Genomic DNA, 11687 nt, shown 5'->3' with positions numbered 1-11687 from the left:
CGGCGACGCGGACCCCGCGCCGTCCACAGGTTGTGGACAACATCGTCCACTGGTTGTGGACAACGTCTGGGGCGCCAGGATGTTCCCCGGAGCACAAGAAAGCACGCCGCCATATGGTCTAAACCCACCATACCCGACAACCCGTACGGGGTGGGTGCGCGGCGACCCGCTCACCCACCCCGTACGGACAGCAGGACGCCGGGCGTCTAGCGCCCCGCCTTGGCGTGGTACTCGTCGACGATCTCCTGGGGGATGCGCCCTCGGTCGGAGATGTCCTTCCCCTCCTTCTTGGCCCACTCCCGGATCGCCTTGTTCTGCTCCCGGTCGGCGGTGGCACCGCCACGCCCGCGCGCCGCGCGACCGCCGACGACGACGCCACCCCGGCCGACCTTGGAGCCGGCCGCCACGTACGGGGCGAATAGGTCCCGCAATTTGCTGGCGTTCTTGTCCGACAGGTCGATCTCGTACTGAACGCCGTCGAGCGAGAACTTGACGGTCTCGTCCGCGTCTCCGCCGTCCAGGTCATCGACCAGCTTGTGAATGATCTGCTTGGCCACGTGCCGTTATCCCTTCGAGCAGGTTCTACCGCAAACAAGAGCACAATAGCTCGCGGGCTGCTTGCTTCGTCAATAGGACCGGGAAACTACGCAGCAAGGGGTGGACGACTACTACTCGGCCCGGAGCATCCGCCGGGACTACTCCGGCCGGACCATGGGGAAGAGGATCGTTTCCCGAATTCCGAGGCCGGTGAGGGCCATCAGCAGGCGGTCGATTCCCATTCCCATGCCCCCGGTGGGCGGCATTCCGTACTCCATCGCCCGCAGGAAGTCCTCGTCAAGGCGCATCGCCTCGTCGTCGCCCTTCGCCCCCTGCCGGGCCTGCGCGACCAGCCGCCGCCGCTGCTCGACCGGGTCGACCAGCTCCGAGTAGCCGGTGGCCAGCTCGAAGCCGAGCACGTAGAGGTCCCACTTCTCGGTGAGGCCCGGCTCGTCGCGGTGCCCACGAACGAGCGGGCTCGTCTCCTCCGGATAGTCCCGGACGAACGTCGGCTGTCGAAGCCCCGGCACCACCAGTTCCTCGAAAAGCTCCTCGGCGAGCTTGCCCGACCCCCACTTGGGATCGACGGCCAACCCGGTCTTTTCGGCGTAGCGCAGCAGGTCCGTCATCTCGGTGCGGACGGTGACCTCCTCGCCCAGGGCCGCGGAAAGCGAGCCGTAGAGGGTCACCGAAGTCCAGTCGCCGCCGAGGTCGAACTCGGTGCCGTCGGCGTGTCGGACCACGGCGGAGCCGCTGACCGCGAGCGCCGCCCGCTGCACCAGCTCACGGGTGAGGGTGGCGATAGTGTCGTAGTCGCCGTACGCCTCGTAGGCCTCCAGCATCGCGAACTCCGGGGAGTGCGAAGAGTCGACCCCCTCATTGCGGAAGTTACGGTTGATCTCGAAGACCCGGTCGATGCCACCGACCACCGCCCGCTTGAGAAAAAGCTCCGGGGCGATTCGCAGATACAGATCAGTATCGAGTGCATTGCTGTGCGTTACGAATGGCCGCGCGGTGGCGCCACCGGGCAGCGGCTGCAACATCGGGGTTTCGACTTCCACGAAACGGCGTTCGTGCAGGGAATCACGCAGACTGCGCAGGGTGGCCGCCCTGGTACGGACCATCTCCCGGGCCTGCGGACGCACGATCAGGTCGACGTAGCGCTGGCGGACCCGCGCCTCCTCGCTGAGCGGCTTGTGCGCCACCGGCAGCGGGCGCAGCGCCTTCGCGGTGACCGTCCAGGAATCGGCGAGGACGGAGAGCTCGCCACGCCGACTGGTGATCACCTCACCGGCCACCCCGACGTGGTCACCGAGGTCGACCAGCCGCTTCCAGGCCTCCAGCCGCTCCGGACCGACCCGGTCCAGGGAGATCATCGCCTGCAACTCGGTCCCGTCACCGTCGCGCAGGGTGGCGAAGCAGAGCTTCCCGGTGTTCCGTACGAAGATCACCCGGCCGGTCACCGACGCGGTCTCCCCGGTGGCGGTGTCCGTCGGCAGGTCCGCGTAGCGGGACCGGACCTCCGCGAGCGTCGCGGTACGCGGAAAACCCAGCGGGTACGGCTCGACGCCGTCGGCGAGCATCCGGTCCCGCTTCTCCCGACGCACCCGCATCTGCTCGGGAAGGTCGTCGACGGGTTCGGCGGGCGGGGGAATCTGCTGGGTCACGGCACGCTTCCTCGGAAATTGTCTACGGCGGAGTCCGGCCCCGAGCGTACTCAAGTGCTCTGCGGCGGTCAGCGGATAACCTGCCGGCATGGTTGACCGGACCCACGCCCTCTCCTTCGGCGCCGCCGCCGACGCCTACGACCGCTACCGCCCCGGCTACCCCCGTACGGCGGTCGCCTGGGCCGTCGACCGACCCGCGCCGGCCCGGGTGCTCGACCTGGCCGCCGGCACCGGCCTGCTCACCCGGGTCCTGCTCGACCTCGGCCACGAGGTGGTGCCGGTGGAGCCGGACCCGGGGATGCGGGACCGGCTGACCGCCGCCACGCCGGGGGTCACCGCGCTGGCCGGGTCGGCCGAGGACGTGCCGCTGCCGGACGGATCGGTCGACGCGATCGTCGCCGGGCAGGCGTACCACTGGTTCGACCCGCCCCTGGCGCACGCCGAGGGGGCCCGGCTGCTCCGCCCCGGCGGCAGCTACGCGGCGCTCTTCAACGAACGGGACGAGTCCGTACCCTGGGTGGCCGCGCTCACCGCGCTCACGGTGGAACTGCTCGACGGCCGGGGTGCCCGGGACGACGGCCCGCCGGTCACCGGTTACGGCGCCGACTTCGGGCCGGTGGAGCGGGCCGAGTTCCGGCACCACACCACGCACACCGTCCAGACGCTGGTCGGCATGATCGGCACCCGCTCGTACTACCTCACCGCGACGCCGCAGCGGCAACGGGAGGTGGACGCGGCGGTCCGGGACCTGGTCCTGGGCCACCCGGACCTGGCCGGGCGGGAGAGCTTCGAGCTGCCGTACCGGACCCTGGTGTTCCGGGCCCACCGCCGCTAGCCGGTCCGCGGGGCCGAGCCGTCAGCGGTTGCGTTCGTAGACCAGCCGCAGCCCGATGAGGGTGATCATCGGCTCGTGGTGGGTGATGGTGCGGCACTCGCCGATCACCAGCGGGGCCAGCCCGCCGGTGGCGATCACCGCCCGCACCTCGCCCACCTCCTCGATCATCCGCTCGACGATCCGGTCGACCTGCCCGGCGAAGCCGAAGTACATCCCGGACTGCAGGCACTCCACGGTGTTCTTGCCGATCACCGAGCGCGGCTGGGCCGGTTCCACCCGCCGCAGCTGGGCGGCCCGCGCCGCGAGCGCGTCGAACGAGATCTCGATCCCGGGCGCGAACGCGCCACCGAGAAACTCGCCCCGGCCGCTGATCACGTCGAAGTTGGTGGTGGTGCCGAAGTCGACCACGATCGACGGGCCGCCGTAGATGGTGAACGCCGCCAGGGTGTTCACCACCCGGTCGGCGCCGACCTCCTTGGGATTGTCGATCGCCAGCTGTACGCCGGTCCGGACGCCCGGCTCCACGATCACGTGCGGGATGTCCGCGTGGTAGCGGGCCAGCATCGCGCGCAGCGAGCGCAGCGCGGCCGGCGAGGTCGAGCAGGCGGCGATCCCGGTGACCTCCACCGCGTCCCCGGCGAGCAGACCGCGCAGGGTCAGCCCCAACTCGTCCGCCGTCGACCGCGCGTCGGTCTTGATCCGCCAGGAGTGGATCAGCTTCTCGCCGTCGAAGGTCCCCAGGACCGTGTTGGTGTTACCGATGTCGATACACAGCAGCATTCGTCAGTCCCGGGGCCCGAGGTGGTACCGGTCGTCGGGGGCCGGCGGCCGGCAATCCGCACCCTAGCAGCGGCGCCCCCGCCGTACGCGGTGCCGGGCACACCGCGCCCGGTCGCGGCTGGCGCCTGGCTGCCCGAGGTGTTAGGCGGGGGCCCTTCCTATACAAAAAGCGATAACAGGGGGCCCTTCCTTACACCCGGGCCCGCAGATCCAGCGCGATGTCCAGGATGGGCGAGGAGTGCGTCAGCGCGCCGACCGAGAGGTAGTCGACGCCGGTCGCCGCGTACTCGGCGGCGGTGGCCAGGGTCAGCCCGCCGGTCGCCTCCAGTTCGGCCCGGTCGCCGACCGCCGCGACGACCCGGGCGAGCAGCTCCGGGGTCATGTTGTCGCAGAGCAGGAAGTCGGCGCCGGCCTCCACCGCCTCCACCGCCTCGGCGACGCTGGTCACCTCCACCTGCACCGGGACCGCCGGGAATGCCGCCCGCACCCGGTGGTACGCCGGGGTGATCCCGCCGGCCGCCAGCTTGTGGTTGTCCTTGATCATGGCGACGTCGTAGAGGCCGAGGCGCTTGTTGGCGCCGCCGCCGGCCCGGACCGCGTACTTCTCCAGCAGGCGCAGGCCCGGGGTCGTCTTGCGGGTGTCCAGCACGGTCGCCTTGGTGCCGGCCAGCGCCTCGGTCCAGGCCCGGGCGTGCGTCGCCACCCCGGACATCCGGCAGAGCAGGTTCAGCGCCGTCCGCTCGGCGGTCAGCAACGACCGGGTCGGGCCGGTCACCGTCGCCAGCACGTCTCCCCGGGCCACCTCGTCACCGTCGCGGGCCAGCGTCGACACCCGCAGCGTACGGGTGCCGGCCAGGTCGAAGACGGCGGCGGCGACGGCCAGCCCGGCCACCACCCCGTCGGCCCGGGCCACCACGTCGGCCGTGTCGACCTGCTCGGCCGGGATGGTGGCGGCGCTGGTCACGTCGAGCCGCTCCGGGCCCAGGTCCTCGTCCAACGCCCCCTGTGCGATGCGTTCCACCACCGCCGGGTCCAGCCCGGCGCTCCGCAACGCCCCTACCGTCGACTCCGTCAGCACAGCGCCTCCCAGCCCTGTTCGAGATTGCCGGCCGGGCCGATCGACCCGATCAGGTGCCCGAGCCAGTCCGCGCCCGACTCCGGGTGGTCCTCCCGCCAGTGACAGCCCCGGGTCTCCTGCCGGGCGTACGCGGCGGCGACCAGGGCGGCGGCGACCGTCACCAGGTTGGTCGTCTCCCAGCTCGCGGTCCGGGCTGCCCCCCGGGTGGCGCCGAGCAGCGTCAGCTCGGCCGAGGTGGCACGCAGTGAGTCCGCCGAGCGGAGCACCCCGGCGCCCCGGGTCATCGACCGGGCCAGTCCGGCCCGCGCGTCCGGGTCCACCGCCCAGCCCGTCCCGCCGCGCCACGCCCCGGTCGGGGCCGGCTCGACCTGCGGCGGCACGTCCCGGGCGATGTCCTGGGCGATCCGGCTGGCGAAGACCAGCCCCTCCAGCAGGGAGTTGCTGGCCAGCCGGTTCGCGCCGTGCACGCCGGTGCAGGCCACCTCGCCGCAGGCGTACAGGCCGGGGATGGAGCTCCGGCCGTGCAGGTCGGTGCGGACGCCGCCGGAGGCGTAGTGGGCGGCCGGGGCGACCGGGATCGGCTGGACCGCCGGGTCGACGCCGACGGCCAGGCAGGAGGCGACGATCGTCGGGAACCGCCGGGCCAGGAACTCCGCGCCGAGGTGCCGGGCGTCCAGGTAGACGTGGTCGGCGCCGGTGGCCAGCAGCACCCGGTGGATCCCCTTCGCCACCACGTCCCGGGGAGCCAGCTCGGCCAGGTCGTGCTGGCCGAGCATGAACCGCTTGCCGTCCGCGTCGACCAGGTGCGCCCCCTCGCCGCGCAGCGCCTCCGAGACCAGCGGCTGCTGCCCGGTGCCGGTCGGGCTGCCGGCGCCGGTGCCCGGCGGCGGGAGCAGCGCGGTGGGGTGGAACTGGACGAACTCCAGGTCGGTCACCGCCGCACCGGCGCGCAGCGCCAGCGCCACCCCGTCCCCGGTGGAGACCACCGGGTTGGTGGTGGTGGCGAAGACCTGCCCCATGCCGCCGGTGGCCAGCACCACCGCCCGGGCGAGGATCGCGCCGACCCCGTCCTCGGCCCCCTCGCCGAGCACGTGCAGGGTGATCCCGCAGGCCCGCCCGGTGGCCCGGCCGTCCGGTGCCGCACCGTCCGTTCCCGGAGCCCGCAGCAGGTCGAGCACGAGGGCGTGCTCGACCAGCCGGATCCAGGGATCCCGCCGGACCGCCGCGTGCAGCGCCCGCTGCACCTCGGCGCCGGTGGCGTCGCCACCGGCGTGCACGATCCGGTCGGCCCGGTGGCCGCCCTCCCGGGTCAGCATCAGCGAGCCGTCCGGGTTGCGGTCGAACTCGGCACCGGTACGGATCAGCTCCCGCAGCCGGGTCGGCCCCTCCTCGACCAGCACCCGGACCGCGGCCGGATCGCAGAGTCCCACCCCGGCCAGCTCGGTGTCCCGGGCGTGCGCCGCCGGGGTGTCCAGCGGATCGAGTACAGCCGCGATGCCGCCCTGCGCCCACCGGGTCGAACCGTCGTCGATGTTGACCTTGGTCACCACGGTCACGTGCAGCCCCGCCTCGCGCAGGTGCAGCGCGGCGGTGAGGCCGGCGATGCCCGACCCGACCACCACCACGTCCGTCGTCTCCACCCAACCGGGCGCCGGCGCGGCCAACAGGTCGGGTAGCACCGGCAACTCAGGGGTCGACAACCGCATCAGCCCAGTCAACCGCGTACCGGCGGCGTGCCGCAGCCCGGGGCGGCGGGAAGTGGCCTGGGACGCTCATCCGGTCCGGACGGGCAGACCACTCGACCCGGCGCCCTTCAGCGAGCGGGTGAACGCCCCGTCGGAGATCCACAGGTAGCAGCGCACGCCCCGGTTGCCGGAGCGCCAGTCGCCCGGCCCGCCGGGCAGCGCCACCACCCCGGTACGGAACCGGACACTGCTCTGCGGCACCCCGGCGTACCGCGCGGCGACCTGGTAGCAGCCGTCGTAGAAGGCCGCCCAGTCCCGCTCCTCGGTCGGGTAGCCGGCCGACGCGGGCGCCGCCCACACCCCGGCGAACTCGCTGTTGTGCCGCCGGCCGCAGTCGATCGGCGGCATCGCTTCGATGGTCCGGTTCCGGCCCATCTCCGCCGCGTAGCAGCCCAGGTGCAGCGGCCCCCGGGTGCCCAGCGCCCCCTTCAGGCTCGCGGTCCGGCTGGCCGTGTCGCCGTTGTCCTCGACGTTGGTGAGTTCGGTGACGTCACAGCGGAACCAGCGGGCACCGCCGGCCCAGGCCTGCGGCGAGGGTTTCGCCATCCCGAGCCAGAGCCGGCCCACCCGCCAGTCGTCGCCGAGGTAGCTCCGGGCGCCGGTGTCGCACTCGCCGTACGCGGCGCGGGCCTCGGTCGAGCCCGGGGCCGGAGGCTCGGCCCGCTCCGCCGCCGCGCCCGTGAAGGTGCCCACGTGCACCGTCTCCAGCCGGTGGTTGGTGGCACAGTCCACCGGCCGGTACGACGACAGGTAGGCGGTCTCGGCGAAGTCCGCCGCGTGGCAGGTCCCGGCGCTCGGGATGAAGACCTGGGGCTCGCCCACCCGGGCCCAGTCGTCGGTGAGGTCGCCGTCGGAGCCACCCGGTGCGGCACACGCGACCACGCCCAGGCCAACGACTCCGGCCAGCGCCAGAGCGGTCATCCATCGACGCATCGCGTCCCTCCCCAGGGCGACCAAGAGTCCGGATGGCTGCACCCTACGGTAGCCGCAGGGGTACCCGGACGGGGTGATCACCCCATGGCGACGAGGTCCCCCCGGACCGGGTCGCCGACCATGCCGGGGGCGGCGGCGGCCGCGTCGGTGCCGAGTTCGATGATCCGGTTGGCCGCGTCGACGTGCACGATCCGGGGCCGGTACGACCGGGCCTGCGCGTCGTCGAACTGGGCGTAGGAGATGAGGATGACCAGGTCCCCGGGGTGCACCAGGTGGGCGGCGGCACCGTTGATGCCGATCACCCCGCTGCCCCGCTCGCCGGGAATCACGTACGTCTCCAGCCGGGCGCCGTTGGTGATGTCGACGATCGCCACCTGCTCCCCGGGCAGCAGGTCGGCGGCGTCCAGCAGGTCGGCGTCGACCGTGACCGAGCCGACGTAGTGCAGGTCCGCCTGGGTCACCGTGGCCCGGTGGATCTTCGACTTGAGCATGGTGCGGAACATTTGGAACTATCCCTCCGGTGCGGCCGGGCTCAGCTCGACCGGCATGTTGTCGATCAGTCGGGTGGCGCCCACCCAGGCGGCCACCAGCATCCGGGCCGGCCCGGTGACCGGGGCGGTGCCCAGGTCCGGGTCGGTTAACACGAGGTAGTCCAGCCGGGCGCCCGTACCGGAGCCGAAGGTCCGGTAGGCGGCGGCGAGCGCGGCGTCGGCACCCCGGCCGGCCGCCGCGGCGTCCGCGCCGACCCGCAGCGCGGCCGACAGGGTGAGCGCGGCGGCCCGTTCGGGGCCCGAGAGGTAGCGGTTGCGGCTGGAGAGCGCCAGCCCGTCCGGCTCGCGGACGGTCGGCACGCCGACGATCTCCACGTCCAGGGCCAGGTCGCGGACCATCCGGCGGATCATGGTGAGCTGCTGGTAGTCCTTCTCGCCGAAGAGCGCGACATCCGGCCGGACCAGGTTCAACAGCTTGAGTACGACGGTCAGCACGCCGGCGAAGTGACCGGGCCGGGTGCTCCCCTCCAGCTCGGCGCCGAGCGGGCCGGGGTCCACCCGGACCATCGGCTCGCCCTCCGGGTAGATCTCCGGCCGTGACGGCGCGAAGACGGTCTCCACCCCGGCGGCGCGGCAGACCTCCAGGTCGGCGTCGAAGGTCCGCGGATAGCGGTCGAAGTCCTCGTTCGGCCCGAACTGGAGCGGGTTGACGAAGATCGTCGCGAGTACGGCGTCGGCCCGGTCCCGGGCCGCGCGCAGCAGCGACTCGTGCCCGGAGTGCAGCGCGCCCATGGTCATCACCACCGCGAGCGTCCCCGTCCGGGGGGCGAGTCGGGCGGCCAGTTCGGCCCGGGTGCGGACGACCTCGGTCATGCCGCCACCTCCCGGTCGGAGTCGACCGCCCGCCGGGCGCGGTCCGTGGCGACCGGCCGGGTGACGTCGCCGCCCGGCGGCCGGGTGACGTTGCCGGCCGGCGGCCGGGTGACGTTGCCGGCCGGCGGCCGGGTGACGTTGCCGGCCGGCGGCCGGGTGACGTTGCCGGCCGGCGGCCGCGTGACGTTGCCGGCCGGCGGCCGCGTGACGCCGCCGCCGGTGCGTCCCGGGCCGCCCGTCTGCCGGTCGCGGTCGGCCAGGACCCCGAGCAGCGACTCGGCGTCCATCGGCCTGAGCCGGCCGGCGGCGATCGCCCGGTCGGCGCTGCGCCGGGCCAGGGCGAGGTAGGCGGGGAGCGACGCCGGGGCGGTCGCCGCCAGCCGGTCCAGGTGCCGGGCGACCGTGCCGGCGTCACCCCGCGACACCGGGCCGGTCAGCGCCGCGTCGCCGAGGCGCAGGGCGTTGTCCAGGGCGGCCCGCAGCAGCGGGCCGAGCACCTTCTCCGGCCGGGTCACGCCCGCGTCGCGCAGCCGGTCGGCGGCCTCGTTGACCAGCGTGACGAGATGGTTCGCGCCGTGCGCGAGGGCCGCGTGGTAGAGCGGGCGGTCCCGCTCGGAGATCCACTCGGGTACCCCGCCCAGGTCGGCGACGAGCCGCACGGCGAGCGGCCGCAGCGGGTCCGGGGCGGTCACCCCGTACGAGATTCCGGGAAGCCGGGCCAGGTCCTCGGCCGAACCGGTGAAGGTCATCGCCGGGTGCAGGGCCAGCGGCCGGGCGCCCGCGGCGACGGCCGGGGCGAGCACGTCCAGCCCGTGCGCGCCGGAGGTGTGCGCGACCACCTGCCCGGACCGCAGCGCCCCGGTGCCGGCCAGCCCGGCCACCACCGGGCCGAGCGAGTCGTCGGGTACGGCGATCAGCAGCAGGTCGACGGCGGCCCGGGCCACCTCGTCGGCGGGACGGATCCCGGTCTCCGGCAGCAGGCGGGCGACCCGTGCCCGGGTGGCGGCCGAGACGGCGGTGGCGGCGACCACCCGGTGACCCGCGCGGGTCAGCGCCGCGCCGAGCACCGCACCCACCCGGCCGGCGCCGATCAACCCGACGGTGAGTCGGGGCGGCGAGCCGACAGGGCCCTGGTCGGCGGCGACCGGCCGCGCGGTGGCGGCGGCCGAGCGCGGACGTGATGCGCTCATTCCAGTGATCCAGTCCTCGACAAGTGGTACCGGTCGATCACCAGTATGCGCCGCCGCCAGGGTCCCGGAACAAGCGGTTGTGGGAACCTTCACCACCCCGGCCCGGGGTGTAAGGAAGGGCCCCCTCTTATCGCTTTTTGTATAGGAAGGGCCCCTTCCTAACCGCCGGCCCGCCGGCCCTGCCGGACACGGGCGCCCGGAGGCGGATCAGCGCAGGGTGCGCAGGAACCCGGCGTCGAGGAACTTGAAGTTGGTGTCCGCCCGGGGCTCGCCGTCCGGGCCGGTCGTTCCCGGGGTGTTCGCCCCGTCGTGCACCACCAGCAGGCCACCCGGATAACCGGGCAGCGGGGTGGATACGACCGCCGCGCCGTCGCATTCCTGGGAGCCGTCCACGGCCCCGTCGGTGACCGCGAACCGGCCCAGCGGCCGGTTGGTCCGCCGGTCGTAGCCGAAGAACGTGTCGTCGCCCTGGCTGGAGACGACCAGCACCCCGTCGGCGCTGGCCGTCGGGTAGATGGTCAGCCCCTCCACGTCGGCCGCGATCCGGCCGCCGTACCCGGGGTCGGCGGCGTGGTCGACCACGCAGTCGTCCTGCCCGGGGTCGAACGCCGCCGGAACGCCGAACTCGCGGGTCCGCTCCACCGACCGGGGCTCGCCGGTGAACCGCCCGTTGCGGACCGGTACCCGCCACAGGCCGACCGTCTCCTGCGCCAGGTAGGCGGTGCCGGTCGCCGGGTCGACCACCATCCCCTCCACCTGCGGTCCGTCGCCCGCATCGGCACACGGCAGCCAGGTCGCGCCGTTCGGCAGCCGGAACGAGGCGGGCAGGGCCAGCCGGTCGACCGGCCGGTACGAGACGGTGCCGCCCCGGGTCACCAGCCGGAAGATGCCCACCTCCGGGGTGCTCCGCCGGCTGACCACCGCGTACCAGCCGCCGTCCGTCCCCCGGTAGGTCGCCAGGCCGTACGCCGTGCGCTGCACGTTGACCTCCGCCTGGTCCCGGCTGAACGCGTACGGGACGTCCGCCGCGGTCACGTCGGCCAGGCGCCGGTTCGCCGGGTCGATCCGGTAGAACCGCAACTGGTCGCGTCCCCGGTCGGTCACCACCGCCAGGTCCACCCGGCGACCGGCCAGCGGAAACCCGGAGACCAGGTCGACGTTGTTGAACCGCCCGGACTCGTCCTCGGCACCGGGGGCGGGCGGGGTGGCGACCGCCTGCCGCTGCCGTCCCCGCAGGTCGTAGACGCGTAGCCCACCGTTCTTCGCCGTGGCGATCACCAGGCTGCCAGCCCGGTCCCCCGGGTGCACCCAGATCGCCGGGTCGTCTCCGTCGGCGTTGCCGCCGGCCTCGTCGTCGTACAGCGACGGCGTCTCCACGGTGGCGCTGACCGACCGGGGCTGCGCCGGTGCCGCCGCCGGGGTCGCGCCGGCCACCCCGCCGGCGGCCAGCAGGACGGGCACGACGAGGGCGGGCAGCACGAACGGCGCGGGCCTGAGCAGTCGTCTCATGGCCGCCGACAGTAGGGCCGGCGTGGTGCCGGACACTGAACGGCGGATG

The 11687-nt window shown here is 73.7% G+C and carries 10 protein-coding genes and 1 pseudogene; 1 reads left to right on the top strand and 10 read right to left on the bottom strand.

Translation table 11 applies throughout. The features are described 5' to 3' along the window. Positions 1–206: 206 nt before the first annotated feature. Both ACQEUR_RS08370 and lysS read right to left on the bottom strand, forming a co-directional pair. Entirely contained in the window at positions 207–557 is a 351-nt protein-coding gene (locus ACQEUR_RS08370; RefSeq protein ID WP_433027935.1) for a histone-like nucleoid-structuring protein Lsr2, read from the bottom strand. Positions 558–695: 138 nt separating this feature from the next. Then, positions 696–2150, bottom strand: a complete 1455-nt coding sequence (gene lysS / locus ACQEUR_RS08365) for a lysine--tRNA ligase (protein ID WP_433028955.1) — start codon at positions 2148–2150, stop codon at positions 696–698. Between the two features lie 142 nt (positions 2151–2292). On the opposite strand from lysS, the gene ACQEUR_RS08360 reads away from it, so the two are divergent. After that, a complete protein-coding gene (locus tag ACQEUR_RS08360) occupies positions 2293–3039 on the top strand; it encodes a class I SAM-dependent methyltransferase (RefSeq protein WP_433027932.1) in 747 nt (248 codons plus the stop codon). Between the two features lie 21 nt (positions 3040–3060). Here ACQEUR_RS08360 and ACQEUR_RS08355 read toward each other — a convergent pair whose 3' ends face one another. The 8 genes and pseudogenes from ACQEUR_RS08355 to ACQEUR_RS08320 all read right to left on the bottom strand — a co-directional run bounded on the left by ACQEUR_RS08355 (position 3061) and on the right by ACQEUR_RS08320 (position 11638). Beyond that, entirely contained in the window at positions 3061–3819 is a 759-nt protein-coding gene (locus ACQEUR_RS08355) for a type III pantothenate kinase (protein ID WP_433027929.1), read from the bottom strand. 190 nt (positions 3820–4009) lie between these two features. After that, on the bottom strand, positions 4010–4894 hold the full coding sequence (nadC, locus tag ACQEUR_RS08350) for a carboxylating nicotinate-nucleotide diphosphorylase (RefSeq protein WP_433028953.1): 885 nt from the start codon (positions 4892–4894) through the stop codon (positions 4010–4012). After that, positions 4891–6603 carry an L-aspartate oxidase gene (locus ACQEUR_RS08345; protein ID WP_433027926.1) on the bottom strand — a complete coding sequence of 571 codons (1713 nt, stop codon included), beginning with the start codon at positions 6601–6603 and terminating at the stop codon, positions 4891–4893. Before ACQEUR_RS08345 ends, nadC begins: the two co-directional genes overlap by 4 nt. 66 nt (positions 6604–6669) lie before the next feature. Continuing rightward, positions 6670–7575 carry a septum formation family protein gene (locus ACQEUR_RS08340; protein WP_433027923.1) on the bottom strand — a complete coding sequence of 302 codons (906 nt, stop codon included), beginning with the start codon at positions 7573–7575 and terminating at the stop codon, positions 6670–6672. Positions 7576–7652: 77 nt separating this feature from the next. Further along, positions 7653–8078, bottom strand: a complete 426-nt coding sequence (gene panD, locus ACQEUR_RS08335) for an aspartate 1-decarboxylase (protein WP_433027920.1) — start codon at positions 8076–8078, stop codon at positions 7653–7655. A gap of 6 nt (positions 8079–8084) precedes the next feature. Beyond that, entirely contained in the window at positions 8085–8939 is an 855-nt protein-coding gene (panC, locus tag ACQEUR_RS08330; RefSeq protein ID WP_433027917.1) for a pantoate--beta-alanine ligase, read from the bottom strand. A gap of 239 nt (positions 8940–9178) precedes the next feature. Beyond that, positions 9179–10129: pseudogene (locus ACQEUR_RS08325) on the bottom strand (Rossmann-like and DUF2520 domain-containing protein); the annotation flags it as partial. A 207-nt stretch (positions 10130–10336) separates the two neighbouring features. Further along, entirely contained in the window at positions 10337–11638 is a 1302-nt protein-coding gene (locus ACQEUR_RS08320; protein WP_433027914.1) for a phytase, read from the bottom strand. Positions 11639–11687: the final 49 nt, after the last annotated feature.

Source organism: Plantactinospora sp. CA-290183, assembly GCF_050936375.1.
Classification (GTDB): domain Bacteria; phylum Actinomycetota; class Actinomycetes; order Mycobacteriales; family Micromonosporaceae; genus Plantactinospora.
This window is presented reverse-complemented; position numbering and strand designations above follow the sequence as displayed.